Raw genomic sequence first — 24,234 nt, 5'->3', positions numbered from 1 at the left:
TGACACGGATACACGACCGCATGACCTTGGACGAAGGGGCGCGCCACCGCGCCAAGATGATCAAACGTAAAGAAGTGCAAGACCGTGAGGTCGCCTCGAAAACGGTGGAAAAGGGGCTTCTCATCGTTAATACGGGACCGGGCAAAGGCAAGTCGACGGCGGCCTTCGGCCTTATGCTCCGAGCCCTTGGGCGCGGCTTCAACGTGGGCGTCGTGCAATTCATCAAGGGCGCACGGGAAACGGGGGAGCGCCTTGCCTTCGAGCGATTCTCCGACCAGATCGAATGGCACACGATGGGAGAGGGTTTTACGTGGGAGACCCAGGACCGGGCTCGCGACGTGGCGGCCGCTGAGCGGGCATGGGCTCAAGCAAAGGAGTTGATGGAGCGCGAGAATATCCGCCTGCTGGTGCTGGACGAACTCAATATCGCTCTGCGCTACGGCTATCTGGACCTTGCCGAAATCATAGGAACTCTCTCGAGGCGCAGGAATGACCTGCACATCGTCGTCACCGGGCGCAACGCAAAGCCGGAGCTCATGGAGGCTGCCGATCTGGTCACCGAGATGACCTTGGTGAAGCACCACTTCGCTGCCGGCGTCAAAGCCCAGGAAGGCATCGAGTTTTGATGCCTGTCCATAGGTCAAGACGTCAGGGATAGCAGGGCAAAGCTCCGGGCTTTTGGAAACCATCGAGCCGGCGTGGGAGGCAAAAAGCTCGAGTGGAATGGCGCATTGAAGCTTCGGTATTATAGAAGCCCCTTTGACAGCCACGCAAAGCCAGGCCGTTCTCTCAACGGTCGCTTGGGAGGATTGTGGTGTCGGTAAATGGCGGAGGGGGTGGGATTCGAACCCACGGTGGGCTTGCACCCACGGCGGTTTTCAAGACCGCTGCCTTAAACCACTCGGCCACCCCTCCGAAAGACAGAGCTGGATTTCCGTCTCAGTCTCTCAAGATTGCCGTGTCTAAGGCCGTCGATAGGTTCTCGTCAACTCAACATGTCCCACCCCTAGGCCAAGGTAGGAAGGACGGCTTGTCCCAGAGCGGCACCTTCTCCGAAACTGACGTTATTATGTGCGTAGACCGTTCTGACAAGTTTAATAGGGTCCGCGGTTCCGGCTGGCAAACCAGAACGAACAGTGCGAGGCTTGTTAACGAAATGTGGCAAGCGCATCAAATGAACATTAATAGATTAATTCAACTCACTGATTTAATTGATATAATTCCATGAATTAATAGTGTTTCGAATGTGGCAACTTAGCCATTGACAACTCGACCATTTAACCTTTCTTTAGCAGGTCAAAATGCACTTACTGAATGTTCGGGAATACCGAGCCGCCGCGAATAGATGCGGACAAGGGGATGCGAGGCGACATGGATTGTTATCGCGCTGAGGAAGAGACGGCAGGCGTTTCAGAGCGCTCGCTTCTCAATTGCCGGGCCGCCATCCGCGTTGCAGGGGTGGCCGCGATTGCATTGACGGTGGCTAATTGCTCTAACAACCGTAGCGGGATTGACCCGAAATACGGCGTCGCGCCAAGTCCACGCGTCGTTGCGGACGGAGAGCCGGTTCCGAAGGGCGGGGGACAGAAACTTGTCGGCAAGCCGTACGTGATCGCTGGTCGCACCTATGTGCCTCATGAAAACCCCACCGGCTATTCCGGCGTTGGTCTTGCTTCCTGGTATGGCTCCAGCTTCCATGGGCGCAAAACCGCCAACGGCGAAGTTTTTGACCGCGTTTCGGTAGCCGCGGCCCACACAACGATGCCGCTCCCGAGCTATGCCCGGGTGACCAACCTCCAGAACGGTCATTCCATGATCGTACGGGTGAATGATCGCGGTCCGTTCCACGGTAATCGTATCATCGACGTATCGGAGCGCGCCGCTCTCGCTCTAGGCTTCAAACAGGCTGGCACCGCTCGCGTGAAAGTCGATTATGTCGGTCCTGCCTCCACGAACGGCAGCGATGATCGGATTCTCCTTGCAAGTCTTCGCACAGACGGGATGCCAGCCTCGTTGAACAAGGCTGGGCCGACCTTGATCGCTTCAGCGACGCCGCAGCCAAGTTCTCCTGTTGACAGAGTTGCACTCCGGACGATGGCTCCCTCGGATAACGTTGCCGGAGCCTTTGCCTCTGCCACCGAGGAGCCCCAGACTGTGGCGGCCGCCGGCAGCACAGCGGGGCACATTCCTCTCCCACCCGAGCGCCCGTTTGATCTGGGCACAATTCCGGGAGCTGTCACCCCGGTTACGGTCAGCTCTCTTTCGGTAAAGGTCGCTCCTCCGTCCCGCCCCGTTGTGGCTGGGTTGTATTATGCCCCAGAAGAGGGAAAGACCGGTTTTCAGAAGAGCGAATCATTCAAGGCGCTGGATCAAAGCCGTTTCCTTCGCTGAACGAACGCCACAAGTCTGGCGTTGATTTGCGCAAATTGTGCTACAGATTCCAGCTTTCCTAGGGGAAGAGCTGGAATATGCCTATTCGTCATCGATCTTTCATCAAGAATATCGCCTTTGCCTTTGTAATTTCTAGCCTTTTTTCTTTCTTCAGCTTTCATTTGGAGGCTCGAGCGGAATCGTTCCAAACGTCCGCGCCGACTGCGATTCTCGTTGAGGCGGACTCTCAGGCCGTGCTCTTTGAGAAGAACGCCGACGACTTGGTCGAGCCTGCAAGCATGGCAAAAATCATGACTGCAGAGGTTGTCTTCAACGAACTGAAGAGCGGCCGCCTAACCATGGATACGGAATTCGGGATTTCCGAGCATGCTTGGCGGACGGGTGGCGCGGGATCAGGCGGATCCGCCATGTTCGCGAAGGTGAACACGAGTGTCCGCCTTGAGGATCTCTTGCGGGGACTCATTGTTCAATCTGGCAACGATGCAGCTATTGCTATTGCCGAGGGCATTTCGGGAACTGAAGAGAACTTCGCACGGCGGATGAATGAGCGTTCCCGGGCGATCGGGTTGACGAAGTCCACATTCCGCAATCCAACGGGTTACCACGAGCCTACTCAGAAGGTGACGGTACGTGAGCTTGCCAAGCTCGCGCTTCACATCATCGAGACCTACCCCGACTATTACAAAATGTTCGGGGAGCGCGAATTCATCTGGAACAAGATACGCCAGCAGAACCGCAACCCGTTGTTTGCTTTCAATCTTGGAGCAGATGGCCTGAAAACCGGCTACATCGAAGAATCAGGCTATGGCCTCGTGGGGTCGGCGGTGCAGAACGGGCAACGCCTCATTGTGGTGGTCAACGGTCTTAAGACGGCCAAAGACCGTGCTGCCGAGTCCCGTAAGCTGCTGGACTGGGGCTTCCGTGCGTTCGAGACGCGCCAGCTGTTCCAGGAAGGACAGATCGTCGGCGAAGCACAGGTCTTCGGCGGCGACCGACGCTCACTCCCGCTTGTTTCCAAGCGGCCGGTTCGTGTACTTGTTCCTCGTGGAGAGGCGGAGCGAGTGACTGCCCGGGTGATCTATACTGGCCCACTGAAGGCGCCGGTTCAGAAAGGGACTGAGGTGGCCAAGCTTCAGGTCAACAGGGGCGAGACGAAAGCCGTCGAGGTTCCGCTCTATGCCGACGAAGATATCCAAGTGGGGACGTTGAGCCAACGTGCTCTGGATGGTTTGATGGAATTCAGCACTGGTTGGGTGCGGCGTGCCTTCTCAAGCTTGCTCGAACGTATCTAATGACTGGTCGCTTCATCACATTTGAAGGAGGAGAGGGGGCCGGGAAATCCACGCAGATCGAGCGGCTCCAGCGACGCCTGTCTGGACTGGATTTCAAGGTCATTGCCACACGGGAGCCGGGGGGATCGCCTCAAGCCGAGAAGATCAGATCCTTTATTCTCGGCGGAGAGGCCAAACATATGGGCCCTTTTGCCGAAGCTCTTCTGTTCACTGCGGCGCGCATCGACCATATCGACACGGTAATAATTCCAGCCTTGGCAAACGGCGTGCACGTCCTGTGTGACCGGTTTGCGGATTCGACAAAGGTCTACCAGGGTATTTCAGGCCAAGTAAGCCGAAGCCTCATTGAGAGTCTCGAGCAGGTTGCCCTCAAGAGCTTACGTCCCGACATGACCTTTATCCTCGATCTGCCGGCTGAAATCGGTCTGTCTCGCGCAGGCGAGCGGCAAGCTGGAAAAGGCGAGAGAGCAGATCGTTTCGAGCAGGAGGACATCGCGTTCCACCGCGCGCTGCGGGAAGGCTTTCTGGCGATCGCGAAGGAGGCTCCCGATCGCTGCGTTGTCATCGACGCAACCCAGGATCCCGACGACGTGGAACGGGCGATTTGGACGGCTCTCCAGAACAGGCTGCCCGATTTCGCCGGGACAAGAGTCTCCCATGTCGCGTGACAAGACAGAGTTCGACGAACCTGATCGCTTCGATGGTGCGCCGCATCCCCGAGAGCAGTTTTCATTGTTTGGACATTCCGAAGGGGAAGAGGCCTTTCTGACGGGCCTCCGCAACGGCCGTCTTCATCACGCTTGGCTGATCGGCGGGCCGCAAGGAATTGGCAAGGCAACTCTGGCTTATCGGGTCGCCCGGGCCATGCTTGATCCCCGGCTCGATCCCGCCTCGATCAAGACCCTCGACACTTCAAGGGAGAACCAGATCGCCCGCCAGGTTGCTGCACTGTCCCACCCTAATATGGCCGTGTTGAGACGAGCGCCAGCCACCGACAAGAAGGCTCCATCGGCGACGATTCCGGTCGATGCCGTTCGGCGGGCATTAGCAACTTTTTCGTCCACGGCAGCCGATGGCGGTTATCGCATCTGCATCGTCGACAGTGCGGAAGATCTCACGAGCGCGAGCGCCAACGCTTTGCTGAAACTGATCGAGGAACCGCCTCCGCGCTCGCTTTTCCTAATCGTCAGCCACGCGCCTCAACGAGTCCTGCCGACGATACGCTCGCGCTGTCGGCGTTTGCTGTTGCGTCCCCTGCCGCCGCCCGCGGTCCGGTCGGCGATCTTGTCCCTAGGCCCCCCGTGGGCTGATGTTTCCTCGGAGATTCTGGAACAGGCCCTGAACCTGGGTGAGGGCTCGGTGCGGCGAACGCTGGAGCTTCTGGATGCGGATAAGGTGGCACTCATTGGCCATGTCACGCGGCTGCTCGATCAGCTGCCGCGCACGGAAACCGGGCAGGTGCTCTCCCTTGCCGAGGCACTTGCCAGACGGGATGCCGATGAGGACTACGAGCTGATGCTCGACACCGTGCAGCGCTGGGTCTCGGGCCATCTCCATGCTCAAATGAACCTTGGCGCGCAACGCCTTGCGCCTTTGGTGGAGGTATGTGAGAAGATCGCCCATTCGGCGAGAGAGATCGATGTCTTCAACCTCGACCGCCGGCCCTTTATCCTGACGTTGTTCGATGACCTTGCCGATGCCGTTCGGCAGGCCGCCTGAGGCGCCGTTGGGACACGTCGTTCAAGCAAGGATCAGCTATGGCCGAGAAAGAGAAATTCTACATCACGACGGCCATCTCGTACCCGAATGGAGCTCCCCATATCGGTCATGCCTACGAGATCGTCGCCTCTGATGCGATTGCGCGCTTCAAGCGCATCGACGGATTCGATGTGTTCTTCATGACCGGGACGGACGAGCACGGGCTCAAGATCCAGCAAACCGCTGACCGGAACAGCATGTCTCCAAAGGCCTTCGTCGATGATATGGCCGGAAAATTCAAGGCGATGGCCGATCGCCTCAACTGCTCATATGACCGCTTCATTCGGACCACTGATGCCGATCACCTTCCATCCACCCAGGAACTCTGGCGTCGGATGCAGGAGAGGGGCGACATCTATCTCTCGAAATATGCGGGCTGGTACTCGGTTCGGGACGAGGCTTATTACGACGAGGCGGAGCTTACCAAGCAGCCCGATGGCAGCTGGCGCGCTCCTACTGGTACTCCTGTAGAGTGGATCGAGGAGGAGAGCTATTTCTTCCGCCTATCGGCATACCAGGATCGACTGCTTGCTCACTATGAAGCCAACCCTGATTTCGTCAGCCCAGAAACTCGTCGCAACGAGATTGTCAGCTTTGTTCGCTCCGGTTTGCAGGATCTGTCGATCAGCCGAACCACGTTCAACTGGGGCCTACCGGTTCCGTCCGATCCGAAACATGTGATGTATGTTTGGATCGATGCGCTCAATAACTACCTGACCGGGTGCGGCTTCCCGGATGAGAACGATCCACGCTGGCACTATTGGCCTGCGGATGTTCACATCATCGGGAAGGACATCGTCCGATTCCACACGGTTTACTGGCCGGCCTTCCTGATGTCGGCAGAGATTCCGCTGCCGAAGCGTGTTTTCGGCCATGGATTCCTTTTTAACCGCGGCGAGAAGATGTCAAAATCCGTCGGGAACGTCATTGATCCCTTCGACCTCGCGGAGACCTATGGCGTCGATCAGCTCCGTTATTTCTTCCTGCGGGAAGTCCCGTTTGGGCAGGACGGCAACTATTCGCACGAAGCAATCGTCAACCGCATCAATGCCGATCTGGCCAACGATCTCGGCAACTTGGCGCAACGATCCCTGTCGATGATTGCCAAGAATTGCGCGGGTGCGGTCCCCACACCAGGTGAGCTGTCTCAGGCAGACCAGGATATTCTCTGGCAAGCGGATGCCTTGCCGGGCAAGACTCGGGCGGCACTGAACGATTTTGCGCTTCATACGGCCTTGAGCGAAATCTGGGGGGTCGTGGCCGAAGCCAATCGGTATTTTGCCTCTCAGGAACCGTGGGTTTTGCGCAAGCAAGACCCAGCGCGGATGGCAACAGTCCTTTATGTTACGGCTGAAGTTCTCCGGGCCATCGGAATTATGGCGCAGCCATTCGTACCGGTTGCGGCAGGCAAGTTGCTGAATTTGCTCGGAATTTCGGAGGATGACCGAGTTTTGGCGCGCATCGGCGCAACCTATCGGCTCAAGTCCGGCCAAGCTCTCCCGCAACCTGAGCCGATCTTTCCGCGTTATGTGGAGGCGGAGGCTGTCTAACACTTCCGCCTAGGACGGCCACTGCGCCATCAGCGGAAGCTTCGATGTTTAAAACCTTCATGTTTGCGACCGGGATCGAGAACAGCATCCCGACGATCAACAATGGCCGCACCCGCATCGATGAACTCGAGAAGTGCGGCCATTATGAACATTGGAGGACAGATTTCGACCTGCTGCGCGAGCTCGAGATCAACGTTCTGCGCTACGGTCCCCCTCTTCATAAGACGTTCATTGGCCCTGGGCGCTACGATTGGTCCTTCACCGATATGACGTTCGGCGAGTTGGAACAGCGCGATATCATCCCCATTGTCGATCTTTGCCATTTTGGCGTCCCGGATTGGATAGAGAACTTCCAGAACCCGGACTTTCCTGAGCTGTTTGCCTCCTACGCGCAAGATTTCGCCAAGCGCTTCCCATGGGTCCAGCTCTACACTCCTATCAACGAAATGTTCATCTGTGCCCTCTTCTCGGCATCATATGGATGGTGGAACGAGCAGCTCACGACGGACAAGGGTTTCGTGACCGCCCTCAAACACATCGTTAAAGCCAATGTTCTTGCAATGGAGCGAATTCTGCAGGTTCGGCCGGATGCAATCTTCGTGCAAAGCGAGTCGTCGGAGTACTTCCACGCCGAAAATCCGGCCGCGATCAAGCCTGCGGAGGTGATGAACTCGAAGAGATTCCTCACCCTCGATCTGAACTACGGTCGGCGCGTCGATTCGGAGATGTACGAATTCCTGATGGATAATGGGATGACGCGGGAAGAGTACCATTTCTTCCTAGATCGCTCCTCCCTGAGGCATCACTGCATCATGGGAAACGACTACTACATCACCAATGAGCATCGGGTTCAGGCAAATGGCGTGACGAGTGCAGCCGGAGATGTTTTCGGTTACGACGAGATTACGCGTCAGTACTACGATCGGTATCGGCTGCCGGTCATGCATACGGAAACCAATATCATGCAGGGCCCGGCCGGGGACGAAGCGGTTAACTGGCTTTGGAAGCAATGGGCTAACGTCCTGCGAATCCGCAACACCGGGGTCCCAGTGGTTGGTTTCACTTGGTATTCGCTGACCGACCAGGTCGACTGGGATGTGGCGCTACGGGAGGAGAACAACCGCGTCTGTCCGGTCGGCCTTTACGATCTTGACCGTAATATCCGACCCGTTGGGCGAGCCTACCGGCAACTTATCCAGGACTGGCGCGATGTCCTCCCCGCCCAAAGTGTTTGCCTCGTGGTTCCGGTTGCGCTCCCGAGCGAATACGATGAGCGCCCCGTGCGGCGGCGCCGGGAGGTTGCCCGGACGATGCGACAGAATGAAGAGGAAGAGGAGCGCCATCAGGTTTCCAGATAACAGTGCGCGAACCGTCTAGACGAACGCTGTCCTATCCGCTTTATGAAGGTGGACTTTGGGCCAGAAGGGGAAAGCACGTGTTGGTCGATAGTCATTGTCACTTGGATTTTCCGGATCTGCAGGGTCGACTTCCCGAAATCCTGGCCGCCGCCGGTACAGTTGGTATCCGTCGGATGGTTACGATTTCGACCCACGTGGCTCGCTTCGAGGTGTACCGCGAGCTTGCGGAACAAAACGAGGCCGTGTTCTTCACGGTCGGAACCCATCCCCATAACGCCGCGCTTGAACCGGATATATCCGCGGAAGCCTTGGCCAAGCTGTCCGAGCACAACCGGTGTGTCGCGATAGGTGAGGCCGGCCTCGACTACTTTTACGATAAGAGCCCTCGGGACGTGCAGCAGCGGGTCTTTCGTACCCATATTGCGGCAGCCCGCGAGACCGGGCTTCCCCTTGTCATCCATGCCCGCGACGCGGATGAGGATATGATCGTGATCCTGCGGGATGAGATGAAACAGGGCTCATTCAAGGCGGTCCTTCACTGCTATTCTTCAGGAGCCGAGCTGGCGTCCGTTGGTGTGGACCTTGGCCTCTATATTTCATTTTCCGGGATTTTAACGTTCAAGAACTCGGACGAGATCCGCAGGATCGCCGCAGCCGTACCTCGGGATCGGCTGCTTGTAGAGACCGATGCCCCTTACCTTGCGCCTGTGCCTCATCGAGGTAAGACGAATGAGCCCGCCTTTGTAAAACACACGGCGCAGGTTCTGGCCGACGTCGTCGGCGTCGATGAGAGCCAGATTGCCGAGATGACCACGGCTAACTTCTACAGGCTATTCAGCAAAGCCGCCTTGATCGATGGCGTTACCGGACAGGCTGTCACGGGATGACGCTAGCGCTGACGATCCTCGGCTGCGGATCATCCGGTGGTGTGCCACGGGTCGCCGTCGGCTGGGGGGCCTGTGATCCCAGCAATCCGAAGAATCGGAGACGACGGTGCTCCGTCCTTGTCGAGAGGATGACAGAGAACGGTACCACGAGTGTCCTCGTGGATACCTCCCCAGATCTTCGGGAGCAGTTGCTCAGTGCCCAGGTTTCCCGCCTTGATGGCGTGCTCATCACTCACGAGCATGCGGATCATACGCATGGGATCGATGATCTCCGCCCTCTCGTAATCGCCATGCACCGCCGTGTGCCGATTTATGCGGACCGCGTAACGAGCGAGTTGCTCATGAGCCGGTTCGGCTATTGTTTCAAAGCGCCGCCTGGAAGCGGATATCCACCCATTTTGACGGCCCATCGTTTGCAGGTGGATGTTCCTGTGGTGGTCGACGGACCTGGCGGCGCTCTTGAAGCCGTTCCGTTCAAGATGATTCATGGGGATATCGATGCTCTCGGGTTTCGCTTCGGCAGCATTGCCTATGCGCCTGATGTCAGCTCGATGCCCGAGGCCAGCGTTGATCACCTTCGCGGTCTCGATGTGCTGATCCTCGACGCCTTGCGTTATGCGCCTCATCCAACCCATTTCTCGGTCGCCGAGGCTTTGGCGCTGATCGAAAGGGTTCGACCGAAGCGAGCCATTCTTACGAATTTACACACCGATCTCGACTACGAGGAGCTTTCGCGCAGGCTACCCTCACACATAGAACCCGCTTACGACGGACTGAGGATCGAGGTTCCTTGATCCCGGGTAAGGGCATTTCATACGATCATTCGGTGCCCATTCAGGGAGCCGAAGGCGGAAGAGTAACCCGACGTGAATCAACCTCCTGTTAGGCTCATGAGGTTCATTTTGTCCCGTAGTTGTTTCGACTCGGCAAAAATGCCGTAAGGTCCTGCGGTGATGAACGCTGAGGAAACTGATATATCCAGGAGCCGGCCATCGGCCCTGGCGCCGTTCCGACATCGGATTTTCCGCGCAGTTTGGATCGCCAGTCTAGGTTCCAACTTCGGCGGCCTGATTCAGTCCGTCGGTGCAGCCTGGCTTATGACGTCCATCGGCGGCTCCGCGGACTTGGTTGCCATGGTCCAGGCATCCACAACGCTTCCGGTTATGCTTTTTTCCCTTACGGCAGGCGCCATTGCGGATAATTCCGACCGTCGTAAGTTGATGTTGGCTTCCCAGCTATTCCTTCTAGGGGTGTCAATCGCACTCACGATCTTCAGCTATCTCGGTCTCGTTACCCCTTGGCTGCTGCTTGCCTTCACCTTTCTGGTTGGTTGTGGGACTGCCTTTAACGGGCCAGCTTGGCAGTCCCTGGTGGGTGAGATGGTGCCGCGCGATGATCTGCCCGCTGCCATCGCGTTGAACAGCATGGGCTTCAATATCGCCCGAAGCGTAGGGCCTGCCATCGGCGGTGTGATTGTCGCCGCAGCTGGCGCGTTTGCCGCCTTTGCCGTCAACGCAGTCAGTTATATCGGCCTTATTGCCGTCCTAGCCGGCTGGCATCCTCCAACGCCTCAACGGACATTGCCTCCCGAAAGCCTCGGCGCAGCGATGGCCGCCGGAATTCGATATGTCGCCATGTCTCCGCATATCGGATCCGTGCTTATCCGCGGTGGTGTATTCGGCTTGGCAGCAATCTCCGTTCAAGCGCTGATGCCTTTGATCGCCAGGGATCTCATCCGTGGGGGGCCACTCACATACGGTCTGCTGCTCGGCGCATTTGGTGCGGGGGCGGTTGCGGGTGCCGCCGTGAGCGCTCGGCTCAGGCTGGCCTTGTCCATGGAGGCGCTGGTCCGGATCGCATTTTTGATTTTCGCGGTGGGAGCCGCCGTCGCCGGGTTGAGTCCGAACTTGGGTTTGACAATGGCCGCCATGGCTGGAGCGGGGGCCAGCTGGGTTCTGGCCCTATCGAGCTTCAACGCAACCGTCCAGCTTTCATCGCCCCGTTGGGTGGTAGGTCGCGCCCTTGCGCTCTATCAGATGTCGACGTTTGGCGGCATGGCACTCGGAAGTTGGATCTGGGGTGCGCTCGCAGAGAATTTCGGGACGGCCAATTCACTCTTGATCGCGGCGTCCGCGCTGGTTGCAGGTGCCGCGCTGGGATTGAAGTTCGCTCTGCCCGAGTTGAAGTCTCTCAACCTCGATCCTTTGGATCGCTGGACAGAGCCGGAAATCGCTCTCCGGATCCTTCCCCGCAGTGGACCCATCGTCATCACGATCGAGTGGATCATTCGTGAAGACGATATACGACGCTTTCTTGCTGTGATGGCGGAGCGCAAACGTATCCGGCGCCGTGACGGAGCGCGACATTGGACGCTGCTCCGGGATCTTGAGAATCCCAGTATCTGGGTAGAACGCTATCACAGCCCCACATGGCTCGATTACGTTCGACAGAACCAGCGTATGACCCAGGCGGACGCGGTCGTGGGTGAGCGTCTGCGAGAACTCCATCAGGGTCCGGAAAGGCCTCGTGTGCGCCGAATGATCGAGCGCCAGACTGGAGGGGTTCCTCCGGAATCGCTCCATCGCCAGCCGACGACGTACTAGGACGACAGCTTACTGATCGAGAGCGGCCCAGAAGCGCTTCACGATGGGGCGATCGTTCGCCAGATACCGATAAAGACGAATATCCACACTCAAGTCCCAGGAAGGGTCTCCTGCGCGCACAACTCGGCCTCGGGCCAGATCGTCAACCAGGATACTTTCTGGAATCCAGGCCAATCCCCAGCCTGCCAAGACCATTGCTTTGAGTCCTTCGGACATGGTGTTTTCGTAGACAGTGACGCGATCCAAAGGACGCTCATCGAAAAGACTTTTCAACGCATGTCCAAAGAAGGCCCCGGGTCCGTACGCCAAGTATCGTAAGGGCCCACCCTTCAGGTCGATTGAGTGAAGCGGACGGCCGCTAGGGTCAGGTGCCGAAACCGGGATGATGACCTCACGCCCCAGAGTTCTGTACTCAAACCGGGCCGTGTCGATCATGACGGATACCGCAGGGTGAGCATAGATTAGGAGGAAGTCGCTTTCGCCCTCGATCAAGGAATTCACGAACCCTTCGACACTGTTGTCTGCGCTCAGACGGGTCGAAAGGGTCCCAAACTTTGGCTCGAGGCTCTGGAGCCAGCGGGGGAAGAATGTGATCGAGAGGGTATGCAGTGCAGCAAAGCTGAGCGTATTGGCTTTGACGCCCTGACTGCCGCGGACGTCGTTTCGCGTCCGGTAAAGATTGCTGACAACCTCCTGAGCCACCGGGAGAAATTCCTGACCGGCCTGTGTCAGGTGAGCTGGGAAAGTCGCGCGATCGACGAGAGAGACGCCAACCCACGTTTCAAGTTGCTTGATGCGGCGGCTGAAGGCGGACTGCGTCACGTGCCGCTCTTCGGCGGAGCGTGAGAAGCTCAAAGTGTTCGCAAGGCTGATGAAATCCTCAAGCCATTTGATTTCCATGCCCGACTCCGCGTGAGGATGGCCCTTTCACTTCACCCATCGGCTGTCAGTCGCGAGACCGACCGTAGCCGGGGCTGCGGCACACTAGCCAAGTCGGCAAATCTTGCAAATGAGGACCCGCGTCACAGGACTTCCGTCTCTCGGAGAGGCAGCATCTCCGTATTGGGGCAGACGCAACCTTGTACTATCCACGTTCAAAATGAAGGATGCGACTGCGGTTCAATGCCAGCAGGACGTGGTCGCCCTCGAAGACGAGGCTTGGCCGCTTCGGCCAGGGACCATCCTTCCCATTCATAAGAAGCCGGTCGGCACCAAGGGAAATAAGAGGAGAGCTTGTTCGAGCTGGTCCGACACCCATCTGCAGCCGGCTGTCCTGAATCGTGAAGGACGCGTGAAACCGGTGGGACGTCCAATGTCCCTGAACACGAGATAGAGTATCATCGGGTTTTACAGGGAAGAACCGACGAGCCGCGTGGCCGATCTCCCCTTCAACGGCTTCGCCTGTCCACCGCAGTCGCATCGGCATATGGGCTGAGAGAGACACCGACCAGCCGCCCTCTCCTTCATAGAGTGTATCTCCCGTGCCGAGGAAGGTTGCGATGCCGTCCGAAACTTCCAGCCAATATGGACCGGCTTCGGTTGCATAGAGACCGTCCGGAATCCATCGGCTACGTGGCGGCAGGCTTTTCCCGAAGAGTGCCGCCATGACTCTCAAGGCGAGAAGGGAGGGCGCGGTATCCTCGCGGTTCGACACAATCACGACACCTACGCGCGTTTCAGGATCCAGCAGAAACTGAGATTTATACCCGGCATGGGAGCCGCCGTGGCCGAGAAACTGCCGCTCGCCGAGCCCCGCTTTGGCAAGACCAAGTCCATATTGCGTCTCTCTTCCATCATGAAGGTGCCGCGGCGCGGCCAAGCGCGGGAGCAGGCCCGCACCGGGGCCGCGATCCCCAAGGAGCGTTTGAAGCCATTTGGCCAAATGGCGCGCGCTGCCGGTTAAGCTACCCGAGGCGGAGAGGTGAAGCCCTGCTGTTCCCAGCTGCCATCCATTGGGGGACTTCCAATATCCCGGCGCGAGATTGGAAACAGGATCGAACCAAAGCTCCGGCGCGCGAATGTCGATGCCGAGAGGCCCGGAGATCTGTTCCTGAACCAAGTTGTCGAACAAGAACCCCTTCGATTTGAGAATTGCTTCGACGAGGCGGTAGCCGGTGTTCGAGTAGGAGATTTCGTGGCCCGCCGGGAAATTGAGCGCGGCAAGTTCGCCGAGAAATTCCAGGATAGGCTCAGCCTCAGTTGCGGTATGAACCGACAGGCCGAGAAGTGACAGGGTCTCGCGCACGTCAGGCAACCCGCCGGTCATGTCCAGGGCTTGCCCGACCGTCACATCCGCCATCGGAGCTCGAAGCTGGGCGAGATGTTGTCCGAGGCGATCATCAAGGCTGATCAGCTCAGGCGTCCGGAGAACAATCGAGGCCAGAACATGCTTGGTGATGGAGGCGTAGCGCACGCCGGTGTCAGCCGAGAAGGGCACGCGGGTCGCGAGACTTTCGAACCCACCAGCGGCTTCGATGCGACTATCGTTTTCATCAAAGACAAGCACTGCGCCGCCAGGACCGCCCTCGCTTTCCCAGATACTAGCGATTTCTTCCGTCACCTTTGTCGCGGCGGACCAATGTAATTTCGATGAACACGCAGACATGGTTGTCTCCTGACGTATCGACCTTGGCCGAGACGAGAGAGTGTAGGGGAGCGGCTAGGGGACCTCTTCCAGGTCGACGCTGAGCGCGCGCAATTCTGCAGTATGAGGGTGCATTGTTTGCCCAGAGCGAAGATCATCCGCACTGAGCTGTTCCACCATCTCGCCGCCGATCATCACTCCAACCTGAGGGCAAAGATGCGTGACGACTGCAAGGTTATGACTGACCAGGATGTAAGTGAGGTGGCGTCGTTCCCGAAGGTCTGCCAGCAGATTCAGGATTTCAGCCTGAACGGATACGTCCAGAGCGCTGGTAGGCTCGTCAAGGAGCAATGTCTCGGGTTCGGAAATCAAGGCTCTTGCAATGGCAACCCGCTGACGCTGCCCTCCAGAGAGTTGATGGGGATATCGGAAGCGTGCCGTCGATGGTAGGGCGACTTCGGCAAGAGCCTTCTCAATCCGGCGCTCGATGTCAGAGATACCATGAACGAGCAAAGGCTCGCTCAGGATACGATCGATGGTTTGCCGCGGGTGCAGCGAGCCATAAGGATCCTGAAAGACCATCTGCACGGTGCGAAAGAACGCCCGATCCCGACGCGCTCCCAAGGACTGGCCGTTGATCGCAATTCTGCCTGTCCAAGCGCTGTTCAGTCCGGACATTGCTCTGAGGACCGTGGATTTTCCCGATCCGCTCTCGCCGACGATGCCAAAGCTGCCGCCGCTGGGCACTTGGAAAGAAACCCCTTTGACAACTTCGTTGTCGCCGAAGCGAACGCGCAATTGATCAACATCGATCATGACTGGAGCCATGCCTCGTCCCGGTTGAGGACCGGCAGACGCGATTTGGGGTGGATGAGGGAGGGCAGGCAGTTCAGCAGTCCTCGGGTATACGGATGTTGAGCCTGGGCAAGACTCCCTGCGGAGAGCTCCTCGACGATACGCCCCGCATACATGACTGCGACTCGGTCGCAGAAATGCGACACGAGAGGAAGATCATGGCTAATGAGAAGCAGCCCCATGCCGCGCCGAGATACGAGATCCTCCATTAACCGCAGAATTTCTGCCTGAACCGTAGCGTCGAGAGCGCTCGTCGGCTCATCGGCAATCAGGAGCTGAGGATCAGGGGCAAGCATCATGGCGATCATGATGCGTTGCCCCATTCCGCCGGAAACCTCATGCGGATAAAGATCATAAACTCTGTGCGGATCGCGAATTCGGACCTGAGCAAGAAGATCGATCACGGCCTCTCTCGCTTCCTTTCTCCCTCCACCTTTGTGGGTCTTCCAAGCCTCGGTGACCTGTCGACCGATCGTCATGACAGGATTGAGAGAATATTTCGGATCCTGGAGAATAAACCCGGCGCGCTTTCCTCGAATGCGCAACATTGCCTTCTCGTCAGCATTCAGGATGTCTATCCCGTCAAATGCCATCCGATCGGCCGTAACCCGCGCATTGGTCGGTAGGAGGCGCATGAGGGCGCGAGCCGTGAGTGACTTTCCCGAGCCGCTTTCACCCACAATACCGAGCTTCTCTGTCCCGATATGAAGCGAAACGCCACGAACAGCTTCGAAGATGCCTGAGCGGCTTTCGAACGCGATACGGAGGTTTTGAATGTCGACAAGCATCAGCGCTGCTTCGGATCAAGGACGTCTCGGAGGCCGTCGCCGAGAAAATTGAAGGCGAGGGAGGCCATGAAGATCGCGATTCCAGGAATTGTCGGCACCCACCATTGTTCGAAGATGAACCGCTTCGTAGTCGCGATCATTGCTCCCCATTCAGGGGAGGGCGGTTGCGCCCCCATACCGAGAAAGCCGAGACTTGCAGCGGTAATGATGATCGAACTCATGTCCAGTGTTATCCGAACGATGAGGCTCGGAATGCAAAGAGGAGCGACGTGCCGAAGAATGATCCGTCCTGAAGGAGCTCCCGTCAGACGGCATGCGGCGATATAATCGCTGTTGCGGACCGTCATGGTCTCGGCCCGTGCGAGGCGGGCATATGGCGGCCAAGCGGTAAGCGCGATGGCGAGAATGGCGCTCTCGACTCCGGGCTTTAGCGCGGCCACGAAGGCCAGGGCTAAAATCAAACGTGGGAACGCAAGAAAGACGTCGGTCACGCGCATCAGGATGCGATCGACGATCCCCCCGAAGTACCCGGCGATGCATCCAATCGCCAAGCCTAAAGGGGCCACGAGAACGACGACTGCGATAACCATGCCGAGGGTAACACGTCCCCCATAGAGGATCCGTGAATAAAGGTCCCGTCCGAGCTCGTCGGTCCCGAACCAGTGTGCCGCGGAAGGCCGTGCCAGCCGGTTTGCGAGATCCTGTGATCCGGGATCATGCGTGGCCAGAAGGGGAGCAGCCAGGGAGAGAACGACGAATGTCACGATCACCACGAGGCCGATCATTGCAAGCGTGTTGGACCGCAGGGCCAACCAAGCGCGGTAGCGCCGTCCCCATGCGGCTTGACTGCGCGACGATGGCGTCTCGGTCAGCAGCCATTGTTGTGAGAAAGCTGTCATTATCGGACTCGGGGATCCAGTTGCCGGTAAAGGGCATCGGCCAACAGGTTGAGCGCCACATAAACCAAGCCGACCAGAAGCGTTGCTCCGACGACGGGGTTCATGTCGGCATTCATGAGGGAGACGGTGAGGTACTGACCCAGCCCGGGCCAGCTGAATACGGTCTCGGTGACGACGGCGCCTTCGAGGAGGCCGGCATAGGTGAGGGCCAGCACCGTGACGAGCTGCACGCCCACATTGGGAAAAGCGTGCAGCCAGATGACTTTGCGAGGCGGAAGACCCTTTGCACGGGCAGTGATGACGTATTCACCCTTTAGGGCATCCAGCATGAACGCGCGTGTCATGCGCGTAATATAGGCCATGCTGAAATAGGCCAGAATGCAAACGGGCTGGATCATATGAGCCAGAGCATCCCAGAATGCATCCCAGTCTCCGGCGATCAGAGAATCGACCGTCAATAATCCAGTCACATGAGGAACCATGTCCTGGAAGATGATATCTTGCCGGCCGGGGCCGGGAGCTACTCCAAGCATCGCATAGAAAATGAGGAGGCAGAGGAGGGCGAGCACGAATACAGGGACGGAATGGCCAGCCAGACAAACAACGCGGATCGTTTGGTCGATCCACGTGCCCTGCCGGACTGCGGACCAGACTCCTAAGGGAATTCCGATCAAGGCCGCCAAGATGATCGCTGCCGTCGCGAGTTCGAGGGTTGCGGGAAAATACCGGGCGATATCACTGGTGACGGGATTTTGCGTAAGGATCGACCGACCCAAATCTCCGTGCAGAAGCTGCCCCACGTAACGAAGGAACTGCTCCAGCAGGGGCTGATCCAGGCCCATTTCCTGACGAACGCGCTCAACGACTTCCTGAGGAGCGTTATCGCCGACCGCCGCCAGAACGGGGTCGATAGGCATCACGCGACCGATCAGGAAGGTCACTATGACCAAACCGAACAGTGTGAGAAAGACGCTGGCGAGAAGTCCCGCCAGCGCATTGAGTCCTTTGCTCACGCTTTTCCGACTCCTGCGTAGGAGTGGGTATCGGACAACGTGCCGAGACGAACCCCCGACACATTCTTGCGACAGGCTGCGGTCGTCATCGCCTGCATCATCAGGGCGAAGGGGCTGTTCGCCATATGATCGCGCTGTAGCTGCTCGTAGAGGGCAATACGCTTTGTCGGATCCTTCTCTTTGAGAGCGGCAACGGATTGCTCGGTGAACTTGTCGTCCTTCCATGCGGAGCGCCAAGCCAACGTCCGATTCAGTGCGTTGTCGGAGTTATCGGTGTTGACGCAGAACGCTTCCGAATTCGTATTGGGATCAAAATAATCAGATCCCCATGCCGTCAGGATCAATTCATGCTGTCTGGCTCGCATCTTCGTGAGGACTTGGCGGTTCTCGGAGGCCATCAGCTTCACGCGGATTCCAATTTCCGCAAGGTTTGCCTGGATCGTCTGGGCGATGTCCGGATAGGGCTGCGCCGAGTAGTGATCCATCGTGACCTCGAACCCATCCGCAAGACCGGCCTCAGCAAGCAGGGCTTTGGCCTTCGCAACATTCTTTTGAAATGGCTTGTCTTGGATAGCTCCAGGGAAACCCTGAGGGAGGAAGCTCTGGTTCACAACATGGGTGAGAGGAACAATGTTCTTCTGCATTCCCTCGTAATCGAGAGCCCACTTGATTGCTTGCCAAACCTGAGGCTTCGCCAAGTTCGGATTTTTCTGATTCATCGAAATGACCATGAGCGAAGCAACGCCCTTGGTAATCAGATTGTAGTTGGGGTCCCCTTGAAGGGTCCGAAGCTGTTCCGTCGTCAGATTGCGCGCAATGTCCGCGTCACCCTTCTGAAGCATGAGAAGCTGAGCGGACGGATCTACGATGTGACGAAGGATGATCCGCTTGATGTTGCCCTTGTAGGACCCGTGCGGATTCGCGTCGAGCATGATGCTTTCGCTTGGCTTCCACGCCCGAAGTGTCCAGGCACCGGAGCCCGCCGTGTTCTGGCGAAGCCAGCCGTTTCCGAAATCGTCGCCTTGTGCCTTCTCCAGAGCGATCTTCTTCTCGACAATGCTGCCTACATTGGCCGACAGACAGTAAAGGAGGAAAGATGGCGAAGTGGGCTCTGCCAGGGTGAGAACGAGCGTTTGGGCATCCGTGGCTTTGATACGCTCGGCCGCATTGTCTTTCGTGAAGCCGAACTGATTGATGATAAAGGCGGGGCCCTTGTTCATGATCACGGCCCGCTGCAGGGAAAACGCAGCGTCCTCCGCCGTCACAGGTTGCCCACTTGAGAATTTCGCATCTTTGCGAAGTTTGAATGTCAGGGACTTGCCGTCAGCTGCTGCGTCCCACGATTCAGCAAGGTCACCGACGATCTCGGAAGGTTTGTCGAGACTGGGCTTGACGAGCTTCTGATAGCAATTGCTGCTAATCTCACTGCCGACCGCTTCGAAGCTCTCGTGCGGATCAAGGCTCGTCATATTGTCGAGTTGCTGCACCACCACAAGAATATCCTTGGGGGTGTCGGCAAAAGCCGCGGACAGGCCCACATAGCTGAAAAATGATGCAGCCGCAGTACCTGCGAGAAAATTGCGCCGATTTAGCATCCCGTTTTCACCTCACGTCAGGAAGGTTTTGGGCTTTGGGCCCTTCTACCGCTTTGAGATCTCCTTTTCATATGAGTGATCTCGCCGCTTTTGTTTAATCAAGGCTCCAGCACTGTGCGAAACTGAGTTTCATTTCGAGCATAGGGCCCGAGAACCTCTATTCGCCTGCCGCTCCTTGACGCAGGCAACGTACACGCCTGAGGTTTGGCGTGACAAATTCTGAAAATGGCATCCGTTATGCGCTCCATGCATCACGGTCCTATGCAAGAGTCTCATCACCCTCGTCTGAATTCGAATTGGCGGAAGCATCGCGTTAGGACGTACAGGGGAAGCATCCGGCGATCCCGCCCTTTCGTGTGACGAACATGACCAATAGCCTTATCCCCGTGTTTGACGGACATAATGATGTGTTGCTTCGGCTCTGGCGCTCGGGAAGCAGGACCCCAGAGGAGGATTTTCTCCAGGGGGGGCAGGTAGGGCACCTTGATTTGCCGAAGGCGGAGGCTGGTGGTTTTGCCGGAGGGCTGTTCGCCGTGTTCGTCCCCTCGCTATCCAACGGAATGGGACAAGACGGAAAGCCCCAAGCCCTTCCGCCCTCCCTGGAAGAGGCAAGGGACGCCACCCTCGAACTAGTCTCCCTGCTCGTCCGGGTTGAGCGGGCATCCTCGGGCCGTGTGAAAATCTGCAGAACTGCTGCGGAAATCCGCAATGCTATGGAGAAAAGTGTTCTGGCAGCCATCCTGCATGTCGAAGGCGCCGAGATGATCGATGCCGAGCTGCGGATGCTCGATGTGCTTTACGAAGCCGGTCTTCGGTCGCTTGGACCTGTTTGGAGCCGCCAAAACATCTTCGGTCATGGGGTGCCGTTCCGGTTCCCCTCTTCGCCCGATATCGGCCCCGGCTTAACGGAGCATGGTCGAAACCTTGTTCGCGCATGCAACGAGCTTCGGATCATGATCGACTTGTCCCATTTGAACGAACAAGGCTTCTGGGACATCGCGAAGTTGAGCAACGCTCCCCTCGTGGCAAGTCACTCAAATGCATATGGACTGACACCTCATTCCCGGAATCTGACGGATCGCCAGCTTGATGCCATTCGGGAGAGCGACGGATTTGTGGGAGTGAATTTCGGTACCATGTTCATTCGTCGCGATGGGCGCAAGGATCCATCAACACGATTGGACGAGATTGTTGATCATATTGACTATCTCGCCGAGCGGATCGGTATCGATCGGGTAGGCCTGGGCTCGGATTTTGATGGGACCACGGTTCCTGATGCCCTAAGAGATGCCAGTTGCCTTCCGGCTCTCGTCCAAACCCTGAGGCTTCGCGGGTACGATGACCAGGCTGTCCGAAAGATCTGCAGTGAAAATTGGATCCGGGTCCTCGAGCGAACCTGGGGCGGCTGACCTTTCGTCACATCTTTCGGTGCTGGGAAACTCAGCGAGTACCGCCGAGAAACCGACACAAGAGATTACCCGCTAGGCGCGGGCGGCTGGCCCTGGCAATATCCCAAACCGACTCAGGTTTATTGATGGGAACGGCCGGGATGATGAGCCCTGACAAATTAAAGCAGCTCTTTCCAGCAGAGGGCGAGATTCCGGCTCAGTTCGGTCCGCCCGCTCCGGTTCACCAGAGGAGTTATCTGGTTAACGGCCAGCTGAAGCCGTGGGATGGCGCTGTCGAAATAGTTCGGTCTCCTGTGTGCGTCCGAGATGAGAGGGGGAATCTCCGCCAGATCGAGCTCGGCAGCTATCCTATGGGAGGCGAGACCGAAGCCGAGGAGGCCCTCGCAGCAGCCGTCGAAGCTTACGACGCCGGACGGGGCCTCTGGCCAACCATGACGGTTGCTGAGCGTATTGCGTGCATGCAAGATTTCACCAGCCAGATGATCTCACGCCGCCAGGAGGTCATTCAGCTGATCATGTGGGAAATCGGCAAGTCTCAGTCCGATTCCGAGAAAGAGTTCGATCGAACTGTCGACTATATTCGTGCGACGATCGATGCCTTGAAAGAGCTCGACAACAGCAATTCGCGCTTTCTCGTTGTTGAGGGAACAATCGGCCAGATCAGGAGGACTCCGCTTGGGGTCGTGCTCTGCATGGGGCCATACAACTATCCCTTGAACGAGACATTTGCCACGCTCATTCCTGCTCTGATCATGGGCAACACGGTCGTGTTCAAGCCGCCCCGGTTTGGAACCCTTTTGTTCCAACCGCTCCTGGAGGCTTTTCAGAGCGCCTTTCCAAAGGGTGTGATCAATACGGTCTATGGACGAGGTTCAGTGATCGTGCCGCGTCTGCTGGATACGGGAAAGATCAATGTTTTGACGCTGATCGGCTCCAGCAAAGTCGCCGACCATCTGAAAAAACTTCACCCTAAGGCACACCGTCTTCGCGCCATTCTGGGATTGGACGCCAAGAATGCCGCTATCATTTTACCGGACGCGGATATCGAGTTGGCGGTAAAGGAGTGCCTTCTTGGGACGCTGTCCTTCAATGGACAACGTTGTACGGCGCTTAAAATGCTGATCGTCCATCAGTCCATTGTGGAGACCTTCCTTCGCCGCTTCGTCGAAGAACTCAGGAAATTGAAAGTCGGCATGCCTTGGGAGAAAGGGGTCAATATTACCCCGCTGCCGGAGCCAGGCAAAGTCGACTACATGACTCAACTGGTAGAGGACGCAAAAGCAAATGGCGCCAGCGTCGTTAACGATGGTGGCGCTACAGCTTGCGGTACGCTCTTCTATCCAGCAGTGGTTTATCCGGTGAAGGAGGGCATGAAGCTCTACCGCGAGGAACAATTCGGCCCGATCGTCCCCGTGATGTCGTTCGATGACCTCGAAACGGCTCTCGAGTACGTCATTACATCCGAGCACGGGCAACAGGTCAGCATCTTCAGCTCGAGCCCGGATCAAATCGGGCAACTGGTTGATCCGCTCGTCAATCAGGTCTGCCGGGTCAACATCAACTGCCAGTGTCAGCGCGGACCAGATGTTTTTCCGTTCACCGGCAGGAAGGATTCCGCAGAGGGAACGCTCTCGGTCACTGATGCCTTACGCTCTTTCTCGATACGCTCCATGATCGCAACAAAACAGACAGAGCCTAACAAGCAATTACTGGATGCGATCGTATCCGAGCATAAATCGAATTTTATCAACACAAGATTTCTGTTTTAAGGAGTCACCATAATCTTGCTCAGTCGTTTTTGCTCGAGAGCCAGAGCTTTGCACCAACGGTAAACAAGATCGCTCCGCCGATGCCAAATATTATCATCTCGCCCATGACATGAATGAAGGGGTCGGTCTCCGGGATCTCATCGGAGAGCGCCTCATAGGTCTCATGTGCGATGACGGCAAGCATGCCGATCAAGGCGCCGTAACAAGCCGTACCCACAAAATTCCAACTGGTGTTCTTCATTATTTTCAACTGACGAGCTTATAATTTGATGAGGAATCTCCGCGACATCATGGATTGAATCAGATGAATCTCTCCCCCCGTTGCGGAAAAACGCCCTGTGAAATCAGAGTAACGATCTCAAAGATCTGATCTGCGAACGTCACAGAAGAAAGGTTGGATAAAGATTTAGGTTCCCACTAAGCGTATTGTTTCCTGGCGGCTTGCTTAGCAATTCATCATCTACAAGGCGCAACCTGCTTCAAGAACGAACTCAAGTACAGCTTTTCCAAACAACCACCCATCAAGTCTGTCTTTAAACCCGCATCTCCTGCATTGTGGGGATGAGAGCGCGACTGCGCTCAAGAAGTTCAGCGAGGTATGGAGCACCATTCCGACCACCGAAATGCTCGCACTTCATAGCGGCTGCAATGTTCGCCATCTTGACTGTTCGTTCTATGTCCCAATTGCAAGCTAAGCCGTAGACGTAGACACCGTGCCAGATATCGCCGGCGTTTAATGTATCTACGGCATCAATGGGGATCGACGGAAAGCGACGGATTCTTCCGTCCTCGGTATCACGTTGCCATATCAGTGCGCCAGCAGCCCCGAGCGTCACGCCGACAACTTTCGCCCTAAGCCCCTTCACGATCTTTCGCAATGCATCCTGCGGCGATGAGTGAGGCACGAGCGACTGGAGCGCCACTTCCGAGAACAGAACATGATCTGCCAAGGCTATCATCTCTCGGAGAAGGTCGGGGGCAGCGACGTCCGCGTCAAGGACGGACGGGATATTCCGGCGGCGCGTCTCTGCAAACGATGCCCGCGCCGCTTCGGGCCACCGCATATCGGCGAGAACCGCACTGGCCTCTGCTACATTGGGAAGGGGGAGCCAGCTTGGATCGCTATCCAGCGAAGAATCGGTGTAGGGGACGACGATCCTCTCGCCGGCATCATCGACGAGAATGGTCGAGATGGCTGTGCGGGCGCCTGGAACTATTCTGATCGACCCAGTTCGAACGGTCTCGCGGGCTAGGTCTTTCAGGAAGCTTTCACCGGCAGCGTCATCTCCAACCCGTGCCCACAGGTCAACCGCACCGCCAAGGCGGGCGATCGTCACTGCAGCCGCAGTCGCCATACCGGATGCAGATTGAACAACGCGCTCTGGAAGCACTTTGATGCCTCGAGAGGGAAGTTCCTTTATTTTGAAGATCGTATCCCAAAACGCGCATCCGACGCAGATCACAGGCCTACCGTCGAACATCT

General features: G+C 57.2%; 21 protein-coding genes and 1 tRNA gene. 12 read left to right on the top strand and 10 right to left on the bottom strand.

Annotated elements, in window-relative coordinates; translation table 11 throughout:
* Nucleotides 1-20 precede the first annotated feature (20 nt).
* On the top strand, nucleotides 21-626 hold the full coding sequence (cobO, locus tag LJD17_RS09495; RefSeq protein WP_227383930.1) for a cob(I)yrinic acid a,c-diamide adenosyltransferase: 606 nt from the start codon (nucleotides 21-23) through the stop codon (nucleotides 624-626).
* 199 nt (nucleotides 627-825) lie between these two features.
* Here the strand turns inward: cobO and LJD17_RS09490 are convergent.
* Nucleotides 826-915 (bottom strand) — tRNA-Ser (locus LJD17_RS09490).
* 456 nt (nucleotides 916-1,371) lie between these two features.
* Here LJD17_RS09490 and LJD17_RS24350 point away from each other — a divergent pair.
* From LJD17_RS24350 to LJD17_RS09445, 9 genes are all read left to right on the top strand, one after another.
* Entirely contained in the window at nucleotides 1,372-2,391 is a 1,020-nt protein-coding gene (locus LJD17_RS24350) for a septal ring lytic transglycosylase RlpA family protein (protein ID WP_406600784.1), read from the top strand.
* A 77-nt stretch (nucleotides 2,392-2,468) separates the two neighbouring features.
* A complete protein-coding gene (locus tag LJD17_RS09480) occupies nucleotides 2,469-3,683 on the top strand; it encodes a D-alanyl-D-alanine carboxypeptidase family protein (protein ID WP_227383929.1) in 1,215 nt (404 codons plus the stop codon).
* Complete coding sequence (gene tmk / locus LJD17_RS09475; protein WP_227383928.1) at nucleotides 3,683-4,351, top strand: dTMP kinase; 669 nt, start codon at nucleotides 3,683-3,685, stop codon at nucleotides 4,349-4,351. Before LJD17_RS09480 ends, tmk begins: the two co-directional genes overlap by 1 nt.
* Nucleotides 4,341-5,402 (top strand): DNA polymerase III subunit delta', encoded by a 1,062-nt coding sequence (locus LJD17_RS09470; RefSeq protein WP_227383927.1) that lies wholly within the window; start codon nucleotides 4,341-4,343, stop codon nucleotides 5,400-5,402. The genes tmk and LJD17_RS09470 overlap by 11 nt, the downstream gene beginning before the upstream one ends.
* Complete coding sequence (metG, locus tag LJD17_RS09465) at nucleotides 5,399-6,991, top strand: methionine--tRNA ligase (protein ID WP_227384294.1); 1,593 nt, start codon at nucleotides 5,399-5,401, stop codon at nucleotides 6,989-6,991. The genes LJD17_RS09470 and metG overlap by 4 nt, the downstream gene beginning before the upstream one ends.
* A gap of 44 nt (nucleotides 6,992-7,035) precedes the next feature.
* Nucleotides 7,036-8,349 (top strand): family 1 glycosylhydrolase, encoded by a 1,314-nt coding sequence (locus LJD17_RS09460; RefSeq protein WP_227383926.1) that lies wholly within the window; start codon nucleotides 7,036-7,038, stop codon nucleotides 8,347-8,349.
* 77 nt (nucleotides 8,350-8,426) lie between these two features.
* Nucleotides 8,427-9,236: a TatD family hydrolase gene (locus LJD17_RS09455; protein WP_227383925.1), complete on the top strand. Its 810-nt coding sequence runs from the start codon at nucleotides 8,427-8,429 to the stop codon at nucleotides 9,234-9,236.
* Nucleotides 9,233-10,030, top strand: a complete 798-nt coding sequence (locus LJD17_RS09450) for an MBL fold metallo-hydrolase (protein WP_227383924.1) — start codon at nucleotides 9,233-9,235, stop codon at nucleotides 10,028-10,030. The genes LJD17_RS09455 and LJD17_RS09450 overlap by 4 nt, the downstream gene beginning before the upstream one ends.
* A gap of 159 nt (nucleotides 10,031-10,189) precedes the next feature.
* Nucleotides 10,190-11,839, top strand: coding sequence for an MFS transporter (locus LJD17_RS09445; protein ID WP_227383923.1), 1,650 nt, complete (start codon nucleotides 10,190-10,192; stop codon nucleotides 11,837-11,839).
* Nucleotides 11,840-11,848: 9 nt separating this feature from the next.
* On the opposite strand, the gene LJD17_RS09440 is transcribed toward LJD17_RS09445, so the two are convergent.
* The 7 genes from LJD17_RS09440 to LJD17_RS09410 form a co-directional block, all read right to left on the bottom strand.
* The gene (locus LJD17_RS09440; protein ID WP_227383922.1) at nucleotides 11,849-12,739 is read right to left on the bottom strand and encodes a LysR family transcriptional regulator; all 891 of its coding nucleotides are present in this window, start codon (nucleotides 12,737-12,739) and stop codon (nucleotides 11,849-11,851) included.
* Nucleotides 12,740-12,923: 184 nt separating this feature from the next.
* On the bottom strand, nucleotides 12,924-14,444 hold the full coding sequence (locus tag LJD17_RS09435) for a serine hydrolase domain-containing protein (RefSeq protein ID WP_227383921.1): 1,521 nt from the start codon (nucleotides 14,442-14,444) through the stop codon (nucleotides 12,924-12,926).
* Between the two features lie 54 nt (nucleotides 14,445-14,498).
* A complete protein-coding gene (locus LJD17_RS09430) occupies nucleotides 14,499-15,239 on the bottom strand; it encodes an ABC transporter ATP-binding protein (RefSeq protein WP_227383920.1) in 741 nt (246 codons plus the stop codon).
* Nucleotides 15,236-16,066, bottom strand: coding sequence for an ABC transporter ATP-binding protein (locus LJD17_RS09425; protein WP_227383919.1), 831 nt, complete (start codon nucleotides 16,064-16,066; stop codon nucleotides 15,236-15,238). Before LJD17_RS09425 ends, LJD17_RS09430 begins: the two co-directional genes overlap by 4 nt.
* Nucleotides 16,066-16,965: an ABC transporter permease gene (locus LJD17_RS09420; protein WP_264478330.1), complete on the bottom strand. Its 900-nt coding sequence runs from the start codon at nucleotides 16,963-16,965 to the stop codon at nucleotides 16,066-16,068. The genes LJD17_RS09425 and LJD17_RS09420 overlap by 1 nt, the downstream gene beginning before the upstream one ends.
* The gene (locus tag LJD17_RS09415; protein WP_227383918.1) at nucleotides 16,965-17,978 is read right to left on the bottom strand and encodes an ABC transporter permease; all 1,014 of its coding nucleotides are present in this window, start codon (nucleotides 17,976-17,978) and stop codon (nucleotides 16,965-16,967) included. The genes LJD17_RS09420 and LJD17_RS09415 overlap by 1 nt, the downstream gene beginning before the upstream one ends.
* A complete protein-coding gene (locus LJD17_RS09410) occupies nucleotides 17,975-19,573 on the bottom strand; it encodes an ABC transporter substrate-binding protein (protein WP_227383917.1) in 1,599 nt (532 codons plus the stop codon). Before LJD17_RS09410 ends, LJD17_RS09415 begins: the two co-directional genes overlap by 4 nt.
* Nucleotides 19,574-19,938: 365 nt before the next feature.
* Between LJD17_RS09410 and LJD17_RS09405 the strand changes: the two genes are divergently transcribed.
* Together LJD17_RS09405 and LJD17_RS09400 are read left to right on the top strand one after the other, a co-directional pair.
* Nucleotides 19,939-20,982, top strand: coding sequence for a dipeptidase (locus LJD17_RS09405; protein ID WP_227383916.1), 1,044 nt, complete (start codon nucleotides 19,939-19,941; stop codon nucleotides 20,980-20,982).
* 140 nt (nucleotides 20,983-21,122) lie between these two features.
* On the top strand, nucleotides 21,123-22,751 hold the full coding sequence (locus LJD17_RS09400; protein WP_227383915.1) for an NADP-dependent glyceraldehyde-3-phosphate dehydrogenase: 1,629 nt from the start codon (nucleotides 21,123-21,125) through the stop codon (nucleotides 22,749-22,751).
* Nucleotides 22,752-22,770: 19 nt separating this feature from the next.
* Here the strand turns inward: LJD17_RS09400 and LJD17_RS09395 are convergent, their stop codons facing one another.
* Together LJD17_RS09395 and LJD17_RS09390 are read right to left on the bottom strand one after the other, a co-directional pair.
* Nucleotides 22,771-22,992: a hypothetical protein gene (locus LJD17_RS09395; protein WP_227383914.1), complete on the bottom strand. Its 222-nt coding sequence runs from the start codon at nucleotides 22,990-22,992 to the stop codon at nucleotides 22,771-22,773.
* Between the two features lie 292 nt (nucleotides 22,993-23,284).
* Nucleotides 23,285-24,232: a PfkB family carbohydrate kinase gene (locus LJD17_RS09390; RefSeq protein WP_227383913.1), complete on the bottom strand. Its 948-nt coding sequence runs from the start codon at nucleotides 24,230-24,232 to the stop codon at nucleotides 23,285-23,287.
* Between the last annotated feature and the right edge of the window lie 2 nt (nucleotides 24,233-24,234).

Source organism: Microvirga rosea (genome assembly GCF_020595095.1).
GTDB lineage: Bacteria > Pseudomonadota > Alphaproteobacteria > Rhizobiales > Beijerinckiaceae > Microvirga > Microvirga rosea.
The sequence above is the reverse complement of the archived record's forward strand: the minus strand, read 5'-3'. Positions and strand labels throughout refer to the sequence as shown.